The sequence below is a fragment of the Winogradskyella sp. UBA3174 genome, from assembly GCF_002364335.1.
Classification (GTDB): domain Bacteria; phylum Bacteroidota; class Bacteroidia; order Flavobacteriales; family Flavobacteriaceae; genus Winogradskyella.
The window spans coordinates 1-22,239 of the sequence record NZ_DEXW01000057.1; the positions used below are offsets into that span (position 1 = coordinate 1).

The window sequence follows — 22,239 nt, forward strand, 5'->3', positions numbered from 1 at the left end:
CCGTCTAACCCATTTAAACGCACTTGGGTAAATCCACAATTTTGACAATTGGTTTCCACACGCACACCTGGCGCATAATTCAACGTCTCTGAAACGGTCAAGGCTTGTGTCGCATTTATTAGTTTTTCACCAAGTGTATTCACAATTATTGGTGCTTCTTTTTTATTGACTCGGTTTCTGGTGGCACTGACAACAACTTCATCTAAACCGAGAAAATCTTCAACCAAAATGATTTTTAAATCAGTGCTATTGTTGCTATCGATTTCAATCGTTTGGGTTTTTACTTTTAAACCTAAAGACCTTACTTTTATTTTATAGGCACCGAAAGGCATGTCTACTTTAAAATTCCCGTTTTCATCAGAAAAAGTTGAATAATTTCCGTTTCCTGAAAAAGTAAGCTTTGCATAAGCGATAGATTCATTATCGAAAGTTACACTTCCTTTAATGCTTTCATTTTGCGCAAAAGTTAAGCTAAACCCGAATAATAGTATAAATGTTTTTATATACATAATGATTATTTTTTTATGCAAATATAAATATATTTTTAGATATATCTAAAAATATATTTAGTGTAATTTAAAAAAATTCAATTTAGTTCTGTTTAAAGGTCGATTTTAAATATAATTCTGGTTTTTTTAGTACATTCGTAATAAATTTTTAGACTAATGAAAAAATACTTTATTTTACTTTGTTTTTGTACTTTGTTTTTAAACAGTTGTAAAAATGAAACTAAGGATAACGGCAAATTAAATATCGTCACCACAACTTCGATGATTACAGATTTAGTGAAAAACATAGGAGGTGATGCTATTAATTTACAAGGCTTAATGGGGTCTGGTGTTGATCCACATTTGTATAAGGCAAGTGAAGGTGATGTTTCAAAACTAGTTAATGCAGATATTATCTTTTATAATGGTTTACATCTGGAAGGTAAACTAGTCGAAGTTTTTGAACAAATGAGTAGTGAAACAAAAAGCCCAATTGCTTTAGCAGACGAACTTGATAAAAAAGGTTTAATTGGGTCTGATTATTTCGCATCTAATTACGATCCTCACGTATGGTTTGATATCGCATACTTTAAGCAATTTGCTTTAAAAGTAACTGAAGTACTTTCTGAACAAGATCCAGAAAATAGTGAAACATACAAACGTAATGAGGCTACTTATTTAGAAGAGCTAGATAAGCTACAAGACGATGTAAAAGGTGTGGTTGAGTCGCTTCCTCCAGAAAAAAGAATATTAGTTACTGCACACGATGCCTTTAATTATTTTGGTGAAGCTTACAAATTTAAAGTTGTTGGCTTACAAGGGTTATCAACTGCTACCGAAGCTGGTGTAAAAGACGTTCAAAAACTATCAGCTTTTATAATTGAAAATAAAATTAAAGCCATTTTTGTTGAAAGCTCGGTACCAAGACGAACGATTGAAGCACTACAAGAAGCCGTGAAATCTAAAGGACACGACGTCGAAATTGGTGGTACATTATTTTCTGATGCATTAGGAAATGAGGGTACTCCAGAAGGCACTTACATTGGCATGTTTAGATACAATATAAAAACAATAGTTAGCGCTCTACAATAGTATGGAAAAGATTGCTGTAAAAGTTGATGATTTAACCGTAGCCTACAACTACAAACCTGTACTTTGGGATATTGATTTAGAAATTCCAGAAGGGGTTCTTATGGCTATTGTTGGTCCTAATGGTGCTGGAAAATCAACACTCATAAAAGCAATTCTTGGCATATTAAAACCCATTGCTGGTAGCGTTACAATCTACGACAAACCTTACGAAAAACAACGCCAACTCGTAGCTTATGTGCCACAAAAAGGCAGTGTAGATTGGGATTTCCCAACAACAGCATTAGATGTTGTAAAAATGGGTACTTACGGAAGTTTAGGATGGATAAAACGTCCAGGTCAAAAAGAAAAAAAGGCAGCCCTTGAAGCTTTAGAAAAAGTAGGCATGTTAGCATTTAAAAGCCGACAAATTAGTCAACTTTCTGGTGGACAACAACAGCGCATATTTCTAGCCAGAGCTTTGGTGCAAAATGCCTCCATTTATTTTATGGATGAGCCTTTCCAAGGTGTCGATGCCACAACAGAAATTGCAATAATCAATATTCTTAAAGAATTGCGTAAGGCTGGTAAAACAGTCATAGTCGTTCATCACGATTTACAAACCGTACCTGAATATTTTGATTGGGTAACCTTCTTAAATGTTAAGAAAATTGCCACAGGACCAGTTAAGGATATTTTTAATGATGATAATTTGACTAAAACCTATGGTATTAATTACAAGGTTAGTATTCAAGAATGATGAAAAAATAATTAAACGTCAGTTTGAGTGAATCCAATTTTTATTAGGAATTATATCGAAACTTTTTAAACAACTTATCGATACAATTTTTTTCGTTCCTTATAATTATTCAAAGCAATGGAAGTAATAAACAATCATTACTTTAAAAGATAAAATTATGAAATACGCGTACACAATTTTATACGTAGAAGATGTTGAAAAGACAATTAAATTTTATAAAAATGCTTTCGGGTTTGACAAAAAATTTATGATACCAGAAGCTAATTACGGAGAACTCATTTCGGGAGAAACCACAATTGCTTTTGCTTCAAATTTATTAGGTAATTCTAATTTTAAAAAAGGGTTTAAAGAACTTTCTCTAAATGAAAAACCTAACGGTATTGAGATGGCTTTTACAACAGAAACTATTGAAACTGACTTTGAAAAAGCAATAGAAGCAGGCGCTATTGAATACGAAAAAATAACCCAAAAACCTTGGGGACAAAAAGTAGGTTATTTGAGAGATATTAATGGTTTCTTAATAGAAATCTGTACCCCAATTAAAAATTAAAAAACTAGATTCTGAAAATAAGTTCATAATAATAAATGGATATAATAGAATACATACAGCTCGTCTTTACAGACTATACACTAAGAACCATTACTCTTGGTACTGCGGTTTTGGGTGCAGTTTGTGGTATGCTCGGTAGTTTCGCTGTACTTAGAAAACAAAGTCTACTCGGAGATGCGATTTCGCATGCTGCTTTGCCAGGTATCGCTATTGCTTTTTTAATTACAGGTTCAAAAGACAGTAATACACTTTTAATTGGCGCCTTAATTAGTGGCTTAATAGGCACATTTTGGATTAGAGGTATCGTTACCAAAACCCACTTAAAATCAGATACTGCACTTGGCTTAATTCTTTCATTATTTTTTGGATTTGGTATGTTGTTACTCACATTTATACAAAAACAACCTGACGCAAATCAAGCCGGATTAGACAAATATCTTTTCGGACAGGCTGCAACATTAATAGAAAGCGATGTTTGGATGATGGCTATTGTAACGGGAATTTGTTTGGTCGTTATGCTTATATTCTGGAAAGAATTCAAAATCCTTTTATTTGACGCAGATTACACAAAAACGCTTGGTTTTAATACTAAGTTTATTGATATTTTAATTACAAGTTTTATTGTACTAGCCATTGTACTTGGTCTTCAAACGGTTGGTGTTGTTTTAATGAGCGCTATGCTTTTAGCACCTGCTGCTGCTGCAAGACAATGGACAAATAGCTTAGCAGTAATGGTGTTTTTAGCAGCACTTTTTGGTGCATTTGCAGGAGTGGTTGGCACCGCAATAAGTGCTAGTCAAAACAATCTTTCAACAGGACCAGTGATTGTACTTGTGGCCAGTGTTTTTGTAGTATTTTCATTTATATTCTCACCAAGTCGAGGCTTATTATTCAAACAAATTAGATTTATTAGAAATAGACGCGATCTACAACTGCACAAAACACTAGCTTTTATGCACCATATTGCTGAAACACATGAAGATATTTCGCACCCTCACGCTATAAAACTTCTAAATAATTTTCAAGGTTATACACGCTCTACACTTCAAAAATTAGTAGAAAAAGGTTATGTTAAACTTAATGGAGGTATGTGGAATTTAACAAAAGTTGGTTTTGATACCGCAGCAAACTTATATACTAAACAACAAACAGAAGATGAGTAACGCACAGCTCGAAATACAACTTATTGCCAGCGTAGTTGCAGTTGCTTGTGCTATTCCTGGTACATTTCTCGTACTCCGAAAAATGGCAATGATTAGCGATGCTATTAGTCATTCTATCTTACCTGGAATTGTCATTGGTTTTTTTATTACTCAAGATTTAAACTCACCATTGCTTATTCTACTTGCCGCATTAACAGGAATAATTACAGTTGTGCTCGTAGAGTATATTCAAAAAACAGGATTGGTTAAAGAAGATACAGCTATAGGTCTTGTGTTTCCCGCTCTATTTAGTATTGGTGTTATTCTGATTGCTAAAAATGCAAATGATGTGCATTTAGATATCGATGCTGTATTACTAGGTGAATTAGCTTTTGCTCCGTTTGATAGACTAATTATTAGCGGTACTGACGTTGGTCCAAAGTCGCTTTGGGTAGTTGGCACTATTTTATTAATTACAATAACCTTACTCATTGCCTTTTTTAAAGAATTAAAAGTAAGCACTTTCGATAAAGGTTTAGCAGCGTCTTTAGGGTTTTCACCAGCCATTATTCATTACGGATTAATGTCAGTTTCATCAGTAACTACTGTTGGTGCATTTGATGCTGTGGGAGCTATTTTAGTTGTCGCTTTAATGATTGCACCAGCAGCCACAGCTTATTTACTCACTACAGATTTAAAGAAAATGTTAGCCTTAGCCATAGGTTTTGGAATTTTTAGCGCTATTTTAGGATATTGGGTTGCGCACTGGTTAGATGCCTCAATTGCTGGTTCTATAACAACAGTTTTAGGGTTAGTGTTTTTATTAGTCTATTTATTTGCTCCGTCTAAAGGCATTATTGCCGTAACCTATAGAGAAAAACAACAGCGTATTGAAGTTTCTCTTCTTACATTTCTATTACACCTAAAAAACCACGACGAAGAAGTCGAAAGACACGTAAAACACCTAAATGAACATATTAATTGGCAGAAAGTACGCTCTAAAAGTGTGCTAGATTTAGCCCAGAAAAATAACATGATTCATATCGAAGATAGTATTGTTTCATTAACGAAGAAAGGTGACGAATTCACCTCAAAAGCTATTGAGTATATTATCACTAACGAGGATTCTCAGATAGAAGATATGAAAGATGACTTCTTTTTGTTTAGAGGGTAGATATTATAATTTTACTTAAACCCACGCTCCTTTTGAATATGCTCATAAGCTTCTTGCACTTGTCTAAATTTAGCTTCTGCCCCTTCTTGATGTTCTTTACCTAAATGACCTAAGCGGTCTGGATGGTATTTTTTAGCCATTGTACGATAGGCTTTTTTAACTTCATTATCTGCAACTGATTTGTCTATCTCTAAGACTTTATAAGCATTGTCTGAGCTACTGTAAAACATAGCTTTAATACTTTCGTAATCTTTACTACTAATTCCTAAATAGCCCGACATCGTATAAATCTGTCCTATTTCGTCTTCAGTAACTAAACCATCTGCTTTAGCAATACCAAACAAAAAGTGAATGAGTTGCAAACGCGATGCATGATCCATCATTTGGCGGATTTGCACACACACTTGGCGCGTAGATATGTTTTGCTTTGTAACACGTTTAAACAATTCAAAAGCTTTATTAGCTCGCTCTTTACCATACATGTTTGTAAACTGCTGTCGCACAAAATCTAATTCGCGCTGATCTTGTTTACCATCGGCTTTAATAATTATAGATGCTAATATTAATAAGCTAACCTCAAAATCTCCAGATTGTGTTTGCGGTTGCTGTGTTCTGGTTTGTGTTGATCTTTGACCATATGGATTACGCTGACGACTTCCAGTTTGCCGCTCACCTATTAACGGACTGCCTTTACCACCCAAATTATCAACAAAACTTCCTATAGCTAATCCAATTATAGCTCCTATTGGCCCTCCAAAAGACCAACCTATAGCACCTCCTACCCACTTTGCAAAACTCATATTATATTTTTAACTTTTTTGAATGTATAAATCTGTCGATCCTGAACATTCTCATTTCAGATAGATTCTAAGCAGATTAACGGGGTCAAAAATATGACCACTATAATTTTCCGAGTAAATATACTATATGTTAGTAGATAATATTCAATTTTTGTTACCATTGATAACTAAAATAGTGTCATTTAAACTGCTAACTGAAGACTAACACCTAAAGACTATTTTTCATTATCTTTGCATTTCAAATTAGATTAATTAAAAATAGAAAAATATGTATCCAGCAGAATTAGTAAAACCAATGCGTGAGGATTTAACCAAAGTAGGTTTTGAAGAATTACATACAACAGAAGCTGTAGATAATGCCATTGCAAAAGAAGGAACTACTTTAGTAGTTATAAATTCTGTTTGTGGTTGTGCAGCAGCAAATGCAAGACCTGGTGCTCGTATGAGTTTAGAGAACGCTAAGCGTCCAGAACACATCGTCACTGTTTTTGCAGGTGTAGACAAGGAAGCGGTTGGTGCGGCAAGAGCACACATGATTCCTTTTCCTCCAAGCTCGCCATGTATGGCTTTATTTAAAAACGGAGAATTAGTACACATGTTGGAGCGTCACCATATTGAAGGTCGGCCAGCAGAATTAATTTCAGAGAATCTTATGGATGCTTATAATGAGCATTGTTAATATTCTATAAAATTTAAAAGTTTAAAACCACGATTTTCATCGTGGTTTTTTAATTTTATAACATGCAAAAAGTAATCACTTATCCCCTTACCGTTTTATATTTAATTTGCTTTGGCTTATGCTTAGTCATTTTTCATCCTATACAATGGTTTTGTCATAAGTATATTGGCTATCAGGCTCACAAAAAGAGTGTAGATGCTTTGCAGTTTTGTTTAATGCGATGCCTTAATATTTTAGGTACTAGATTTACGTTTCATAATCCGCATCAAATCTCTACTAACCAACCACTAATTGTCGTTTCTAATCACCAAAGCATGTACGATATATCACCAATTATGTGGTATATGCGTAAACATCATATTAAATTTGTGGCCAAGAAAGAATTAGGTAAAGGATTTCCTAGTGTGTCTCATAATTTACGCCATGGAGGCTCTGTCTTAATAGATAGAAAAAATCCGCGTCAGGCGTTACCTGCTATGATGAAATTTGGTGAATACATTGAAGAAACTAATAGAGCGGCAATGATTTTTCCCGAAGGAACGCGCAGTAAAGATGGCTCGCCAAAACCTTTTAAAACTAAAGGACTCGAAATTTTATTAAAAAAAATCCCTTCTGCATTAATAGTTCCCATAACGGTTAATAATTCTTGGAAGATGTTACGTTACGGAAAATTCCCAATGGGAATAGGAAATCATATTAAATTTACTGTGCATAAACCTCTAGAATTAGCTAACTTTACGGATAAAGAGGAGCTACTTAGACAAGTTGAACAAACTATTGTAGATTCTATTAAGATATAATCATCAAAACACCATCACGATGTCGTTAAAAAATGTAAGATTAGAAGTCATGCAGCATCTCGAAAAAGATGTAGATGCTCTTATTCAAAAATACTTAATCCCTGTTGAAGATATTTGGCAACCTACAGATTTCTTACCAGACTCTACCAAAGAATCCTTTTACGAAGAGGTTAAAGAAATCAGAGAATTGTCTAAAGAATTACCTTATGATTTTTGGGTGGTTTTAGTTGGCGATATGATTACAGAAGAGGCTTTACCAAGCTACGAGTCTTGGCTAATGGATGTTGAAGGTATAGACCAAATTGAGGGTAACGGTTGGTCTAGATGGATACGACAATGGACAGGTGAAGAAAACCGACACGGTGATGTGCTTAATAAATACTTGTACCTTTCTGGTCGTGTTAACATGAAAGAAATTGAAAGAACCACACAACATCTAATCAGTGATGGTTTTGATATTGGTACAGACAGAGATCCTTATAAAAACTTTGTTTATACCAGTTTCCAAGAACTAGCAACTTATATTTCTCATAACAGAGTAGCTAAAATTGCTAAAGAAAAAGGAAACAAACAATTGGCTAAAATGTGTAAAATTATCTCAGGAGATGAGATGAGACACCACCATGCCTATTCTGAATTTGTAGAGCGTATTTTTACCGTAGACCCAAGTCAGATGATGATGGCTTTTCATGACATGATGAAACGAAAAATTGCTATGCCAGCACATTTTTTAAGGGAATCTGGTGACGAAATTGGCAGTGCTTTCGAAGAATTTTCTAACACGGCACAACGCATTGGTGTTTATACAGCCAATGATTATGTAGATATTCTACAAAAATTAATTGATCGTTGGGAAATCGGAAAAATCACTGGCCTTAATGAAGAAGCTGAAAAAGCACGCGATTATTTAATGAAATTACCTCCACGAATGTATCGTTTATCTGAGCGTATTAAAATACCTGAAAATTCGTTTCAATTTAAATGGGTTGATCCTGCATAATAGATTCGCATGACCCTTTCCGACGCAAGGCTTATTGAAGCCACCATCAAATTCGTTAAAACGGAACTCAAACACGCAGAAGGTGGTCACGATTGGCTTCATGTTGAGCGTGTTTATAAAAATACTTTATTAATTGCAAAGCACGAAAAGGTTGATATCACAGTAGTTTCTTTAGCTGCATTACTGCATGATATTGCAGATCCCAAATTTAATAATGGTGACGAAACTATTGGTCCTAGAGTTGCAAGCGAATTCCTTTTAAAACATAATACAGATAGTGAGATTATAGAACATGTAACTCAGATAATTGAAAACATGTCTTTTAAAAACTCATTTGAATTAAATCCATCTTTTACCTCTAAAGAAATGGAAGTGGTACAAGATGCTGACCGTTTAGATGCTATCGGTGCCATTGGTATTGCACGCTGTTTTAATTATGGCGGTTTTAAAGACAGGCCTCTTTACAATCCTAAAATTAAGCCAAAACTAAACATGACTAAAGCTGAATATAAGGCTGCTGAAGCTCCAACACTAAATCATTTCTACGAAAAATTGTTGTTATTAAAAGACAAAATGAATACCAAAACAGGGCAGCGAATCGCCTTAGATAGACATAAATATATGGAAGGTTTTTTAAAACAATTTTATGCTGAGTGCGAAGGAAATCGATAATATTTTCTACTTAAATAGTATAAAAAAGTGTTAATTACCGTTGTAATTGGCACTATGAATTGTTATTTTTATATTCAAAATCCTAATTTTATATTCAAAGAGTGTCAGATTTATTGAAATATACAATTTACACCATACTTTTTATTGTTAATTGCTTTACGTGCCTTTCTCAAAGCGAAACCAATATTTGGTATTTTGGACAAGCCGCTGGATTAGATTTTAACAGTGGTACACCAGAACCTATACTAAACGGACAACTAAATACTGGTGAAGGCTGTGCAAGTATATCTAATGCTAACGGTGACTTATTATTTTATACAGATGGTGTTACTGTGTATAATAAAAACCATCAGATAATGCCCAATGGTAATGAGCTAAACGGAGATTTTTCGAGTACCCATTCTGCAATTATTATACCCAAACCTAATACATCTCAGATCTATTATATTTTCACTTCGGATGATGTCGGTGAAGAAAATGGACTACAATATTCTGAAGTAGATATGTCATTAGATTCAGGGCTCGGAGACATTACGGATAATAAAAACATACCTCTTTATACACCTATTACCGAAAAATTAACAGCAGTAAAGCATGCCACATTAAATGAATATTGGGTTGTTAGTCATAAGTATGGAAGTGATGAATTTTTAACATACAGAGTTTCACAAGATGGGGTAGACTTAAATCCTGTAATTAGTGCTGTTGGAAGTTTCGTTAATATTACTTCTGAAGGATTAAATACTACTGGGCAAATAAAAATTTCGCCAGACGGCACAAAACTAGCTGTAGGCAGAACTAATTCTCGTGACACACAACTATTTGACTTTAATGCCTCTACCGGCCAAATAACAAATGCAGTTACACTATCATCATCACTTTTTCCATACGGTATAGAATTTTCACCCAATAGTCAATTTTTATATGTTAATGCAGGGTTTCTATACCAATACGATCTTTCTAGCGGTATACCTTCTAACATTATTAACTCACAACTTGAAATTACAGCACCATCTACTGGTCTTGGGGCATTACAACTCGCATCAAACGGAAAAATTTATTTAGCTGAATGGAATAGTCTTTATTTGCACGTCATTAACGAACCCAACAATTTAGGGATAGACTGTGATTACCAGCAACAATCTTTATACTTAGGAGGTAGATTTTCTAAGTTAGGCTTACCACCATTTATTCAATCTTTTTTTCTAGTTGGTTTTCAAGCAGAAAATTTATGTGAAGATATTGCAACTCAATTTACCACAAATTTGGTCCAACCATTTGATAGTGTTATTTGGGACTTTGGTGACGGTAATACATCTACAGAAGAAAACCCTTCTTATACATTTGGTAATCCAGGTAATTATGAAGTCTCGTTAACTGTAACATCAGGCCCAGATAATTACGTAGAAATAAAAACTGTAACAATATATGAGCAACCAACAGTTGCTCCTATTGTTGAGTTAAGACAGTGTGACGATGACCTAGATGGCTTTAGTTTTTTTAATCTTAATGAAGTTATCTCAGAGATTACAAGTAATGCAATAACAGAAACTATTACGTTCTATGAATCGGAACTCGATGCTCAAAATGGTAACAATCCTATTTTTAATACTACAGATTATCTTAATGAAAGTGAAAGTTCAGATATGGTCTGGGCAAGAGTAGAGAATTCTAATGGCTGTTTTGAAACTTCTCAAATTAATTTAGAAGTTTCAACAACGCAACTGCCAAATACATTTGAAAGCGTATTTTATCAGTGTGATAACGGAACAGATGGCACAGATGGTATTGCTACGTTTAACTTTAGTTCTGTTGTTACAGAAATACAAGCGTTATTCCCTATTGGACAACAATTAATTATAAATTTCTATAGTAACGAAGTAGATGCACTCTCTGAAATTAATCCAATCCTTGATATTTCTAACTACGAGAACACAGATTCCCCAAATACCCAAAGTATATATGTTAGAGTTGATAGCCCAGGAAACAATGATTGCTTAGGCTTAGGTCCCTACATTACACTAAATGTTGAGCCTTTACCACAAATTAATTTAATGCCAGATGAAATAACTATTTGTAGAGGAGGTTCGGTTGAGCTTATTGCAGACGAAGGCTTTGATTCTTACAATTGGTCTACAGGTGAAACAACCAGAGTAATTACAGCAGAAGAGACTGGTCAGTATACAGTTACTATTTCAAATATTTATAGTAATGGTTTAACTTGTAGCACAGATAAGACTATAACTGTAATAGAATCTGATATTGCTATCATCACAGAAATTGAAACGGTAGATTGGACCCAAAGTAATAATGTTATTTCTGTTTTTGTTGAAGGTATTGGCGATTATGAATATTCTTTAGATGGCTTTAATTACCAAGATAGTAATGTGTTTTCTAATCTAAACATTGATGAATATACTGTTTATATTAGGGACAAAAATGGCTGCGGAGTTGTAAACGAGGATGTATATTTAATTTATTACCCTAGATATTTTACACCCAATGGTGATGGTAACAACGAAGTGTGGCAGATGGTTAACTCAGCTAGAGAACCACTAAACAAGCTTTATATTTATGATCGTTATGGTAAACTAATTACTCAATTAAGACCTAATGATTTTGGATGGGATGGCACTTATAATGGGAATAAAATGCCAACTAGTGGTTATTGGTTTGTCTTAAAGCGACAAAACGGTAAAACGTACACAGGTCATTTTACTTTGAAACGGTAAATTAATTCTCTTTAGCCACTTCTAAAGCAGTCAACTTGTATTCAATTATTGCCATTTCTTCTCCATAATGAATAATTTCATCTGCTGTTAAATCGGTTTTACTATTTACAATTTCTAAAATTTCTTTTCCTTGTTTCGTGTAATAATCTATTGCGACTTCAATTTTATCTGCCATAATTATCAAAATTTATTATTGAACGATTAGCTTTAATTCACCTCTATATTTTGAAGCACTTTTACCTGTAAATTCTTTAAACAATTTATTGAAATGCGAAAAATTATTAAACCCGCACTCAAAACTAATATTCGTAATACTCATTTGGCTTTCAGATAAAAGTTTGGTAGCATGTACCACACGATATTCATTAACCAATTTTGTGAATGTTTTACCTGTTACTTTTTTAAAATAACGACAAAACGCAGGAACAGTCATACTGACTTTATCAGCAATCTCATCTAAACTTATGTGACTTTGAAAATTTTCATTTATATGTTTAAAAATCACATCTACTTTGGTGCTGTCTTGTGGCTCGGTTTCAAATGCAAAACCATCAGCATTTAAAATAGTATAATCCTCTGCTTTAGCTAAGCCGTGTAAAATTTCTAATAGTACGAGTATCTGTTTAAAGCCTTCTTTTTCTGGTAGTTTCTCAACCTTCCTTCCTATTTTAGATTTTGTCTTTACACCAAATAATATACCGCTCTTTGCGCGTTCAAATAAGCTATTAATACCTTCCATTTCTGGAACACTAAAAAAATGATTCCCTAAAAACTCTGGTCTAAACTGTACAATAGTCTCAGAGCCATTAATTGTAAGTCGATCTATAAAGCCATTATGTGGTAAGTTAGCGCCTAGAAGTAATAATTGACTATTATTAAAGTAAGACAAGTGATTACCAATGTGCCGCTTCCCTTTTCCTTTATTTACATAAACCAATTCAATTTCGGGATGAAAGTGCCAAAATGGCTTTATCTCACCTTGATAAGCATCTATATTATGCTTCCTAACTAAGATGGAACTCCCAAATTCTGGATTTATCTTTTCTAAAGTAGGTTTTCTTGTTTTCATAATAACGTGACTATTACAAAGTTAATAGTAATCTAAGTTTAATTCTATATGTAATTACCAAAAATATATTCTATTTTAACCTGAATATATTTATTATACTTATATGTAAGTTAATTTAGTATATAAATATGTAAATATCGTTGTTTTATAAACTATAAAGCTATTATAGATTTGTAGTATTAAATTATTTAATAGTTGAAGTGAGATACTAATTAAATTTTAGCTAAAAATAAAAATAGTGTTAATCTAATCTGAAACCATGAAAGGTAAATTGGTTTATGAATAGATTATATATGCTCAAAAACGCTTCTAGATAATTGTAGAGCTATTAGTTAGATACAATATCAAAGTGTTTATCGAAAATTCAGGTTGTTGTTTATATATTAGTTTTATTTGCGAAAAAAGTGGGTTTAGAGAGCCCACTTTTTTTATCTAAAAATTAAATCATAATATGTTCTTAGCAATTAATAATAAACTAAGTTTATGTGGAAAATATATAAATTACAATTAATACTTATGAGTCCATTAGTGTTATTAGGCTTCATGTTTTTGATACCTTTTTATTATATCTATAAATTTGTAGATAAATTCTGTTTTGAATAAAATGTATTAATCTAGCTTAACGCGATTAACAGCGAAATTATTTTCCAGGAAAATCAGCCTTACGTTTCTCTAAAAATGCAGTTGTGCCTTCTGTAAAATCCTCAGTACCAAAGCATTTTCCAAATTGCTTAATTTCTACTTTGTAGCCATCTTTTCCATCTTTATAATTAGCATTAATTGCTTTTATAGCTTTACCTATGGCTACTGAAGAATTTCGCATAATCTTACCTGCTATTTTTTCACAAAGTGGTAATAATTCATCTTGTTCAACTACGTGATTTACTAAGCCATAATTTAAAGCTTGGTTCGCATCTATCATACCTGCAGTCATAACCATTTCCATAGCTCTACCTTTACCAACTAACTGCGGCAAACGTTGCGTGCCACCATAACCAGGAATCACTCCTAATGATGTTTCTGGCAATCCCATTTTAGCATTACTACTTGCTACTCTAAAGTGACAAGCCATTGCCAACTCTAAACCTCCACCAAGTGCAAAACCATTTACTGCTGCAATTACTGGTGTACTTAAATTCTCAATAAAATCGAATAATAAAGTTTGCCCTTGTGCCGCTAGTTTACCTCCTTCGTCTACACTAAAATCTGCAAATTCACTAATATCTGCACCAGCAACAAAAGCTTTTTCACCACTACCTGTGATAATAATAACCTTTGTTTTATCGTCTTCATTAGCATCCTTAAAAGCATTGTGTAATTCTTGAATAGTGTCTTTGTTAAGAGCGTTTAATTTATTGGGTCTATTAATTAAAATTTTAGTAATCCCGTTTGTAGTTTCTGATACTATGTTTTCGTAGTTCATTGAAAATGTGTTTTCATCCTGAAATGATTTCAGGAACTTATAATAATTCGATTTTAAAAAGATTCTGAAATAAGTTCAGAATAACAACGTCTATTTACTCCTTCGGAAAAGATACAGTAAATGTAGTTCCCACTCCTAGCTGAGATGTAAAGGTAATACTTCCGTTATAAGTTTCTACAATGTTTTTTACCATAGCCAAACCTAATCCCATTCCGCTTGTTTTGGTGGTAAACTTAGGTTCAAAAATTTTAGATTTTGTATCATCAGAAATCCCACTTCCGTTGTCTTCAACTGTTATTTTAACACTATCGTTATCTAAAAATACTTTTGTAATAATCTTTGGGTCTAATTTACCTTTAGGCATCGCCTGAATTCCGTTTTTAACTAAATTTGTAACCACTCTAATTAACTGCGTTCGATCAAATTTGGCAATAACCTCTTCTGGTTCTGCCTCAAACGTAATGTAATGTTCATTGAAGATGTCTAGCGCTAACTTTACGATATGCACCACGTTTAATACCTCTTTCTTTTGGGCTGGCATTTTAGCAAAATTAGAAAATGCAGAAGCTATAGAACTCATAGTATCTATTTGCTCTATCAATGTATTACTGTATTCATCAACTTTTTGATGAATATTCTCATCTTCAGGATTAAATTTACGCTGAAAACTCTGAACACTTAAACGCATCGGAGTTAACGGGTTTTTAATCTCGTGTGCTACTTGCTTTGCCATTTCTCTCCAAGCCTGTTCGCGTTCACTTGTAGCTAATTTTACAGCACTATCTTCTAATTCATCAATCATACTGTTGTAAGAATTCACAAGCGTTTCTATTTCGTCACTAGAAGATTCTATTTCAATTTTCTTATTACGTTTTTCAAGTCGAATTTCGTTCATCTTATCACTTATGTTTTTAAGTGATCTTGTTATATATTTTGAGATAAAATAAGCAAAACCAATCGCCACTAAAATCATGACTAAATACGCATAGCCTAACCGCAATAAAAACTCTTTTAACTCTCTATTTAAAAAATCATCATTCTCTAAATAGGGTAAATTTAAAATGGCTAAATTTTTAAACTTCTCATCTGTTATGTATGTGTAAGATGACTGAAATGTTTGTCCGTTTTCTTCATTTTTAACCACATAACGGTGTTCAACTGTATTAGATAATACATTTAATACTTCAGCGTCTAAACAAATTTCGGTTGAGTCCCTTTGAATAGATCTTTTAGAGCTTTTTAGAAGCTGTCCATCTAAATCATAGAGGTTAATCTGCAAATTATGAATCGCATCTATATCAAATATCTCTTTTTTAAAGATTAGTGGAATATTTTTTGTGGTTACTGGGTAAGTCGTCTCTCGAATAACAAAATTGATGCTTTTTCGAATGGCTTTTTCTTTTCGTTCTAAACGCTCTCTGTGGTAATCCTTTGCCTCTTCGTTGTACTGATAAATCGTAACCGCTGCAATTAAAACAGAAGCCAGTAATACTAAAAGTATCATGGCTACAAATATTCTTGCTCTTAAGGAGAGTCGTTTAATTTTCATTGAAATACCCGAGAAAACAGGTGTCTTTTAATTCTGTATAATACTTTTTTAAATATAACAATAATCAAGCCAATTAGGCTTCCGGGTTTTTAGAGCGAATATTTTTATACAATTTGAAACCTAACATAATTAGAACCCCTAAAACAATAATACCAATAACTCCAAAAATCCAATTAATAGCGCTCTTCACTATTACTAAAAACACCACTGCAAATAAAATAAAAGTAGCACCTTCATTCCAGAGACGCATAAAGTTAGAGGTCTTTCTAACATCGTCAATTTGCAATTGTTTATAATACTGATGTGTTTTTAAATGATATAAAATTAATAATACAACAAAGCCTAGCTTTACTTGCATCCAAGGTAGCTCCAATAAAAACGGATGCAAAACAAGTAACCAAATAGCAAATAAAGTCGCTAAAATTGCCGAGGGCCAGGTAATGATATTCCATAAGCGCATCGTCATCAACTTCAATTGTTTCCCTAAAATTTCTTTTTCTGGAGACGGTTTGTGAAAAGCTTCAATTTGATACACAAATAATCTCGGGATATAAAATAAGCCAGCAAACCACGTCACTATAAAAATGAGGTGTAAGGCTTTTATGTAGTTGTAGTATTCCATTAATCTTCAACAAATAAATAATTCAATTGTTTGGCATTAAACGCTACATTAAAGGCTTTTACTTCATCATTTAGAATCGTATTAAAAGCATCTAGTTGTTTTTTTATTTGTGCAGATAATTCATTTTTAACGGCAATATCTTGTTCTGTTGGCGCAAAGTCGCCCATGCTCACTAGTGCATTTAAATGCCCTAACTTATTTGTCAATTTAATTGGAAAATTTAAAGGATCTTGTCCACTTCTGTTTTTGGTTTGGTATAATTCTTTTTCAATATTAGATAATTGCTCCTTTAAGGTTTTAGCCTTTGCAACCAACTCCTTTAAGCTTTCATCGTCTTTATATTGCTTTTGGAATGCACTCAGTTGCCTATTTACCGCTCTTATTTTCTTTATAGATTTATGCGCATCATCCATAATTTTATTCACGTCTTTTATAAACGTAAACTGCTTTTGCATATCTGCTAAAGTACTTTCTGCTCTTGGGTCTGCGACAATAGTAAATGGTTTTGACAGCTCTACGATGCTGGATTTGAGAGAATCTTCTATACTAAGACTTACTTTATACTGCCCAGGAATTGCTCTCGGACCTTCTAAACTTGCCCACCATAAAATCATACCATCTAAACGTTCTGCGCCATCATACGTCATATTCCAAACAAATTGGTTGGCTCCTTTTTTAACAGTCAATTTGTTTTTCTTGTCTTTGTTTGAAAACGTTTTAATCGTATCGCCTTTAGTATCAAAATAGGTTAGAGATACTTTATCATCTTCTCCAAAATCTTTAAGGTTGAAATAGGTGATAACTCCATTAGGATGATTAGTGCCTGTTGTCTTGCTATCCGCTCTTGCTCCACCACGCATTCTGTAGGTATCTTTTGGCTTGAATAGTAAGTTCTTACTTAAATCCGCATCAAATAATTGATGAATTACCGACAGATCGTCAATCATCCAAAGGCTTCGTCCTTGCGTTGCTACAATTAAGTTATTGTCTTTAATGGTTAAATCTGTAATAGGTACAATTGGTAAATTCAATTGAAAAGGTTTCCAGTTTTTTCCATCATTAAACGAAATATACATACCTGTTTCTGTACCAGCATACAACACCCCTTTTCGTTTTGGATCTTCGCGAACGACTCTTGTAAAATGTTCCTCGTTGATGCCGTTTGTAATCTTTACCCAACTCTTTCCGTAATTGGTTGTTTTATACAAATACGGTGCAAAATCACCTGTTTTGTATTTTGTGCCAGCAACGTAGCATGTGCCTTCGTCGAAAGCACTTGGCTCAATGCTATTAATCATCATCCATTCTGGCATATCCTTAGGCGTCACATCTGTCCAAGTTTTACCTCCATCTTGAGTCACATTAATTAAACCATCATCACTACCAACCCAGAGTAAACCTTCTTTTAATGGTGATTCATTGGCTGCAAAAATGGTGCAGTAATACTCAACTGACGTATTATCTTGTGTGATTGGACCTCCAGAGGACTTTAATTTTTCAGGATCGTTACGTGTTAAATCCGGACTAATAATATCCCAAGATTGTCCCTCATTTTCTGTAACGTGAACGTGCTGAGAAAACGTGTAAAGTCTATTCGGGTTATGTTTCGAAAATATAATCGGGAAATTCCACTGAAAACGATATTTCATACCTTCAGCACCATGACCCATTGGATTGTCTGGCCAAACATTTATGGCTCTAACGGTTCCTGTTTTATGGTTTTGTCGGGTTAAAAACCCATCATAACTTCCCCCATAAATAATATCATTATCTTCAGGATCTACAGCGATATGCGCAGACTCACCTCCAGCTGTACTTTCCCAATCGTCTGCTGTAATGGCTCTGCCATCCGTACGATGTGGAATTCTAACAGTAGAATTATCTTGTTGTGCGGCATAAATACGATATGGGAACGCATTGTCTGTAGTCACACGATAAAATTGTGATGTGGGTTGATTGTGATACGTACTCCAAGTCTCGCCACCATCATAAGTGACTTGTGCTCCTCCATCATCACCAATAATCATTCGTTTTGGATTTTCAGGTGCAATCCATAAATCGTGGTGATCTCCATGTGGTGCATTATAGGTATCAAATGATTTTCCACCATCTGTGCTTTTATGGTAGCGTACATTTAATACGTAAACAGTATTGACATCTTCGGTATCTGCATAAAGTCTGGTGTAATACCAAGCTCGTTGACGCAGTTTACGCTCACTATTAACTTCATTCCAAGTGTCTCCTCCATCATCACTTCTATATAACCCTCCCTTATCTTTATTCTCTATAATTGCCCATACACGCTGACTATTTAATGGTGATACTGTCACGCCAATAATACCTAAAGTCCCTTTTGGAAAACCTTTTTTCGTTGAGATTTCAGTCCAAGTTTCACCACTATCTGTACTTTTCCAAAGTGCAGAGCCTTCTCCACCTGAGTTTAAACTGTAAGGTGTTCTATTAATTCTCCATGTCGAAGCATATAATAGTCTTGGATTGGTTGGATCCATTATTAAATCTACAACACCAGCATGTTCATTTGAAAACAAAGTTTTCTTCCAGGTCGACCCTCCATCAATACTTTTATAGACACCACGTTCTTCTGTAGGTTTGTATAGGTTACCCATTACGCCTGCATAAACAATGTTGTGATTTGTGGGATGCACTGCAATACGAGGCACATGTCTCGAGTTTTTTAATCCTGAGGATTTCCAAGTTTTACCAGCATCTTCACTTTTCCAAATACCATATCCTGAAGATACATTTCCTCTCACCGTTTTTTCTCCTCCTCCTACATAAATGACATTCGGATCGCTTTTGGAAACGGTTATTGCTCCAATACTTCCGCCGAAAAAGCCATCAGAGATATTTTCCCATTGACGACCTCCATTGGTTGTTTTCCATATACCGCCACCTGTAGATCCGAAATAATATAAATTTGGTTGATTTGGTACTCCTGTCACAGCAGCACTTCGACCACCTCTAAAAGGCCCGAGAAGTCGATATTCTAGAGCATCATAATTAGATTCGTCAAAGGATTGTGCCTGTGTGTTTAAACTAAAAAAAGAAAGCAGAGTAACTGCAATAAGACTTAAGTATCGCATGGCTAAAAAATAGTTGATTAATTCAACATAAAAATAAAGCTTTAAACTTATTCTAAGGCTTTAGATGGTAAATTTAACTTTACTTCTCTTTTAAGAAAGTAAAAAGTTACGATTGTTGAAAATACATCTGAAATTGGGAAAGCAATCCAAATACCTAATTCCCCAAAATATAGCGGTAAAATATACATCAGTGGAATAAAGAAAATAGCTTGTCTTGTTAGTGTTAACAGCAGTGCTGGCAAAGCTTTGCCAACAGCTTGGAAATAAGCAGCCCCAATAAGTTGTAGTGCTAAAATGGGCACAGCTGCAAACGTCCATCTCATGTTATTTGGTGTTATATTTATGACATCTGCGTCAGTTGTAAACCATTTTGTAATCACTTCAGGAAAAACCATCAGACTAACAAACACCACTGTTGCTAAAATACTTGCATACTTTATAGCCGTGTAAATAGATTCTTTGACGCGCTCGTATTGATTTGATCCATAATTATAACCTGCAATAGGAATAAAACCTTGTGTGATTCCGTAAATAGGAAATAACGCAAACATACTCAACCGACCCACAATGGCATAAGCTGTTACTGACGTTTCACCACCAAAATTAAAAAGCGCATTATTTACTAGTAAAAAGGTAACGCTTACAACGGCTTGCCTAGTTAGTGTAACAAAACCTAAAGATCCTATTTCGGATACGATAGCTTTATCTAAACCAAAATGCGAAAGATTGATTTTTAATTCAGAATTCTTCGATAGAAAATACCAAAAAATAAATAGAAACGAAACAATATATGACCCTGTTGTAGCCCAAGCTGCACCTGCCATTCCGTAATCTAAAACATTAATAAAAATATAATCGAGCACTAAATTTCCAACGGATGGAATCATCATGGCATACATGGCAAATTTAGGCTTGCCTTCTGCTCTAATTACCGTATTGCCCATCATAACGAATCCTAAAACCGGAACACCGTAAAGAATGATTTCATAATACACTTTTGCAGGTTCAAAAATATTGCCTTTACCTCCGAAAGCAGGGATAAGTGTATCTACAAAATATAAGCCGAATACGGCAAATGACAGAGTGAAAAATAATGTTAGTGTTAACTGATTTCCGAATGTTTTTAATGCTTTTGGTTTATTATCTGCACCTAAAGCTCTAGATATTATGGAAGACCCACCAATACCAATAGCCATACCTAAAGCGGCAATAAAAAAGGAAACTGGTAATACAACATTTATGGCCGCAATTGCCGTTGCTCCAATCCAATTACCAACAAAAATTGTATCTACCAAGATGTTAAGCGACATTACCAAAATACCAATAGATGCTGGTACGGCTTGCTTAATCAGTAATTTACCGATCGGTTGAGTCCCTAAATCTTGAGATGCTATTTTTGCCATTAAGCGGTTACTGATGCTTCATTAGTTGCCCATTCTTCTACTATATTGGTAAGCACTTGGGCAAAATCATCTCGTTCGTTCAAACAAGGAATAACAGTAAATTCCTTTCCTCCTACTTCATGAAAAATTTCTTCACCTTCCATTGCAATTTCTTCCAAAGTCTCTAAACAATCACTCACAAAAGCAGGTGTTACAATCGCCATTTTTTTTGTACCTGCCTTACCCATTCTTTCAATCGTTCTATCGGTATAAGGTTTTAGCCATGGGTCAAAACCTAATCTAGATTGGAAACTGGTTGAATACGTGCCGTTTTTTAATCCAAGTGCTTTAGCTACATTCACAGTAGTAATTTCGCATTGGTGACGGTAACAAAATTCGTGTTGTTCACTACCCTTTTTAAAACAACATTTGCCGTTCATTTTACAGTTCCCATTAGTAACATCACTTTTACGGATATGCCTTTCAGGAACACCGTGATAGCTAAAAAGGATATGTTCATAATCTAAGGTGTCCAAAGTTTCTCCAATACTTTTTGAAAGCACATTGATATAATCTTCGCGATTATAAAAAGCAGGAGTTCGTGTAATGGTTATATCTGAAAAATATTCGGAAACCAACTCATCTACTTTTACGTCAATGGTTTCTGTAGTTGCCATTGCAAATTGCGGATATAATGGAATAGTTTTTATTTCGGTACAGCCTTTATCAACAAGCTCCTGTAGGCCTTTCTTAATCGTCATACTACCGTAACGCATTGCTAATGCCACAGGATATTCTACTTTTTCTTTTACTTTTTCTTGAAGTCTTTCAGATAAGACAATTAACGGAGATCCTTCTTCCCACCAAATCTTTTTATAAGCTTTAGCAGAAATTTTTGGTCTTGTATTAAGGATAATTCCTTTTACTAAAAGCGTACGTGCCCAAAGAGGCACATCAATAACACGCTCATCCATTAAAAATTCCCCTAAATATTTTTTTACATCCCTCGGGTTTGGGCTCTCCGGTGAGCCTAAATTGACTAATAATATTCCTTTTGACATAGTTTTCTTTTTCAATAGCAAAAATACAACTCTATCTGCAATAGCTTACAATTCTCCTCATTGGTTTTATTTATAATTGTATCAAAAAAATTTAGCGCTTTTATGTTAATATTATCACAGAGAAAACAATTATTTGATGTTTTTTGTCGAGTTTTAGTACTGAA

20 protein-coding genes are annotated in these 22,239 nt (G+C 34.1%); 10 read left to right on the forward strand and 10 right to left on the reverse strand.

Features of this window, described 5'->3' with window-relative positions:
• On the reverse strand, positions 1–509 hold a 509-nt coding region (locus B2U95_RS10200; RefSeq protein ID WP_296315890.1), incomplete at its 3' end, for a carboxypeptidase-like regulatory domain-containing protein.
• A gap of 156 nt (positions 510–665) precedes the next feature.
• Between B2U95_RS10200 and B2U95_RS10205 the strand changes: the two genes are divergently transcribed.
• The 5 genes from B2U95_RS10205 (at position 666) to B2U95_RS10225 (ending at position 5,182) form a co-directional block, all read left to right on the forward strand.
• Positions 666–1,580 (forward strand): metal ABC transporter solute-binding protein, Zn/Mn family, encoded by a 915-nt coding sequence (locus B2U95_RS10205; protein ID WP_296315893.1) that lies wholly within the window; start codon positions 666–668, stop codon positions 1,578–1,580.
• A gap of 1 nt (position 1,581) precedes the next feature.
• Positions 1,582–2,316, forward strand: coding sequence for a metal ABC transporter ATP-binding protein (locus tag B2U95_RS10210; protein WP_296315896.1), 735 nt, complete (start codon positions 1,582–1,584; stop codon positions 2,314–2,316).
• 157 nt (positions 2,317–2,473) lie between these two features.
• Entirely contained in the window at positions 2,474–2,866 is a 393-nt protein-coding gene (locus B2U95_RS10215) for a VOC family protein (protein WP_296315900.1), read from the forward strand.
• Positions 2,867–2,901: 35 nt separating this feature from the next.
• Positions 2,902–4,029: a metal ABC transporter permease gene (locus B2U95_RS10220; protein ID WP_296315902.1), complete on the forward strand. Its 1,128-nt coding sequence runs from the start codon at positions 2,902–2,904 to the stop codon at positions 4,027–4,029.
• Entirely contained in the window at positions 4,022–5,182 is a 1,161-nt protein-coding gene (locus B2U95_RS10225) for a metal ABC transporter permease (RefSeq protein ID WP_296315904.1), read from the forward strand. Before B2U95_RS10220 ends, B2U95_RS10225 begins: the two co-directional genes overlap by 8 nt.
• Before the next feature lie 11 nt (positions 5,183–5,193).
• On the opposite strand, the gene B2U95_RS10230 is transcribed toward B2U95_RS10225, so the two are convergent.
• Complete coding sequence (locus B2U95_RS10230; RefSeq protein WP_296315907.1) at positions 5,194–5,982, reverse strand: TerB family tellurite resistance protein; 789 nt, start codon at positions 5,980–5,982, stop codon at positions 5,194–5,196.
• A 268-nt stretch (positions 5,983–6,250) separates the two neighbouring features.
• Between B2U95_RS10230 and B2U95_RS10235 the strand changes: the two genes are divergently transcribed.
• The 5 genes from B2U95_RS10235 (at position 6,251) to B2U95_RS10255 (ending at position 11,865) form a co-directional block, all read left to right on the forward strand.
• Positions 6,251–6,661, forward strand: coding sequence for a BrxA/BrxB family bacilliredoxin (locus B2U95_RS10235; protein WP_296315910.1), 411 nt, complete (start codon positions 6,251–6,253; stop codon positions 6,659–6,661).
• Between the two features lie 62 nt (positions 6,662–6,723).
• On the forward strand, positions 6,724–7,461 hold the full coding sequence (locus B2U95_RS10240) for a lysophospholipid acyltransferase family protein (RefSeq protein ID WP_296315912.1): 738 nt from the start codon (positions 6,724–6,726) through the stop codon (positions 7,459–7,461).
• Between the two features lie 19 nt (positions 7,462–7,480).
• The gene (locus tag B2U95_RS10245; protein WP_296315915.1) at positions 7,481–8,461 is read left to right on the forward strand and encodes an acyl-ACP desaturase; all 981 of its coding nucleotides are present in this window, start codon (positions 7,481–7,483) and stop codon (positions 8,459–8,461) included.
• A gap of 9 nt (positions 8,462–8,470) precedes the next feature.
• A complete protein-coding gene (locus tag B2U95_RS10250; protein ID WP_296315918.1) occupies positions 8,471–9,133 on the forward strand; it encodes an HD domain-containing protein in 663 nt (220 codons plus the stop codon).
• A 113-nt stretch (positions 9,134–9,246) separates the two neighbouring features.
• A complete protein-coding gene (locus tag B2U95_RS10255) occupies positions 9,247–11,865 on the forward strand; it encodes a T9SS type B sorting domain-containing protein (RefSeq protein ID WP_296315921.1) in 2,619 nt (872 codons plus the stop codon).
• A gap of 1 nt (position 11,866) precedes the next feature.
• Here the strand turns inward: B2U95_RS10255 and B2U95_RS10260 are convergent, their stop codons facing one another.
• The 8 genes from B2U95_RS10260 to hemH all read right to left on the reverse strand — a co-directional run bounded on the left by B2U95_RS10260 (position 11,867) and on the right by hemH (position 22,075).
• Entirely contained in the window at positions 11,867–12,040 is a 174-nt protein-coding gene (locus B2U95_RS10260; RefSeq protein ID WP_296315926.1) for a hypothetical protein, read from the reverse strand.
• A 15-nt stretch (positions 12,041–12,055) separates the two neighbouring features.
• The gene (locus B2U95_RS10265) at positions 12,056–12,934 is read right to left on the reverse strand and encodes an AraC family transcriptional regulator (protein WP_296315929.1); all 879 of its coding nucleotides are present in this window, start codon (positions 12,932–12,934) and stop codon (positions 12,056–12,058) included.
• 640 nt (positions 12,935–13,574) lie between these two features.
• Positions 13,575–14,357, reverse strand: a complete 783-nt coding sequence (locus B2U95_RS10270; protein ID WP_296315932.1) for an enoyl-CoA hydratase/isomerase family protein — start codon at positions 14,355–14,357, stop codon at positions 13,575–13,577.
• 94 nt (positions 14,358–14,451) lie between these two features.
• The gene (locus B2U95_RS10275; RefSeq protein WP_296315935.1) at positions 14,452–15,861 is read right to left on the reverse strand and encodes a sensor histidine kinase; all 1,410 of its coding nucleotides are present in this window, start codon (positions 15,859–15,861) and stop codon (positions 14,452–14,454) included.
• 118 nt (positions 15,862–15,979) lie between these two features.
• Positions 15,980–16,528, reverse strand: a complete 549-nt coding sequence (locus B2U95_RS10280; protein ID WP_296315938.1) for a CopD family protein — start codon at positions 16,526–16,528, stop codon at positions 15,980–15,982.
• Complete coding sequence (locus B2U95_RS10285; RefSeq protein WP_296315941.1) at positions 16,528–19,632, reverse strand: WD40/YVTN/BNR-like repeat-containing protein; 3,105 nt, start codon at positions 19,630–19,632, stop codon at positions 16,528–16,530. Before B2U95_RS10285 ends, B2U95_RS10280 begins: the two co-directional genes overlap by 1 nt.
• A 47-nt stretch (positions 19,633–19,679) precedes the next feature.
• On the reverse strand, positions 19,680–21,035 hold the full coding sequence (locus B2U95_RS10290) for an MATE family efflux transporter (RefSeq protein WP_296315944.1): 1,356 nt from the start codon (positions 21,033–21,035) through the stop codon (positions 19,680–19,682).
• Complete coding sequence (gene hemH / locus B2U95_RS10295; protein ID WP_296315947.1) at positions 21,035–22,075, reverse strand: ferrochelatase; 1,041 nt, start codon at positions 22,073–22,075, stop codon at positions 21,035–21,037. The genes B2U95_RS10290 and hemH overlap by 1 nt, the downstream gene beginning before the upstream one ends.
• Between the last annotated feature and the right edge of the window lie 164 nt (positions 22,076–22,239).

Bases quoted from the DNA above. Each gene is read 5' to 3' on its own strand.
- B2U95_RS10285 (WP_296315941.1), bottom strand. From the start codon at position 19,632: ATGCGATACTTAAGTCTTATTGCAGTTACTCTGCTTTCTTTTTTTAGT.
- B2U95_RS10265 (WP_296315929.1), bottom strand. From the start codon at position 12,934: ATGAAAACAAGAAAACCTACTTTAGAAAAGATAAATCCAGAATTTGGG.
- B2U95_RS10215 (WP_296315900.1), top strand. From the start codon at position 2,474: ATGAAATACGCGTACACAATTTTATACGTAGAAGATGTTGAAAAGACA.
- B2U95_RS10275 (WP_296315935.1), bottom strand. From the start codon at position 15,861: ATGATACTTTTAGTATTACTGGCTTCTGTTTTAATTGCAGCGGTTACG.
- B2U95_RS10270 (WP_296315932.1), bottom strand. From the start codon at position 14,357: ATGAACTACGAAAACATAGTATCAGAAACTACAAACGGGATTACTAAA.
- B2U95_RS10220 (WP_296315902.1), top strand. From the start codon at position 2,902: ATGGATATAATAGAATACATACAGCTCGTCTTTACAGACTATACACTA.
- B2U95_RS10240 (WP_296315912.1), top strand. From the start codon at position 6,724: ATGCAAAAAGTAATCACTTATCCCCTTACCGTTTTATATTTAATTTGC.
- B2U95_RS10230 (WP_296315907.1), bottom strand. From the start codon at position 5,982: ATGAGTTTTGCAAAGTGGGTAGGAGGTGCTATAGGTTGGTCTTTTGGA.
- B2U95_RS10245 (WP_296315915.1), top strand. From the start codon at position 7,481: ATGTCGTTAAAAAATGTAAGATTAGAAGTCATGCAGCATCTCGAAAAA.
- hemH (WP_296315947.1), bottom strand. From the start codon at position 22,075: ATGTCAAAAGGAATATTATTAGTCAATTTAGGCTCACCGGAGAGCCCA.
- B2U95_RS10260 (WP_296315926.1), bottom strand. From the start codon at position 12,040: ATGGCAGATAAAATTGAAGTCGCAATAGATTATTACACGAAACAAGGA.
- B2U95_RS10235 (WP_296315910.1), top strand. From the start codon at position 6,251: ATGTATCCAGCAGAATTAGTAAAACCAATGCGTGAGGATTTAACCAAA.
- B2U95_RS10290 (WP_296315944.1), bottom strand. From the start codon at position 21,035: ATGGCAAAAATAGCATCTCAAGATTTAGGGACTCAACCGATCGGTAAA.
- B2U95_RS10250 (WP_296315918.1), top strand. From the start codon at position 8,471: ATGACCCTTTCCGACGCAAGGCTTATTGAAGCCACCATCAAATTCGTT.
- B2U95_RS10210 (WP_296315896.1), top strand. From the start codon at position 1,582: ATGGAAAAGATTGCTGTAAAAGTTGATGATTTAACCGTAGCCTACAAC.
- B2U95_RS10205 (WP_296315893.1), top strand. From the start codon at position 666: ATGAAAAAATACTTTATTTTACTTTGTTTTTGTACTTTGTTTTTAAAC.
- B2U95_RS10225 (WP_296315904.1), top strand. From the start codon at position 4,022: ATGAGTAACGCACAGCTCGAAATACAACTTATTGCCAGCGTAGTTGCA.
- B2U95_RS10280 (WP_296315938.1), bottom strand. From the start codon at position 16,528: ATGGAATACTACAACTACATAAAAGCCTTACACCTCATTTTTATAGTG.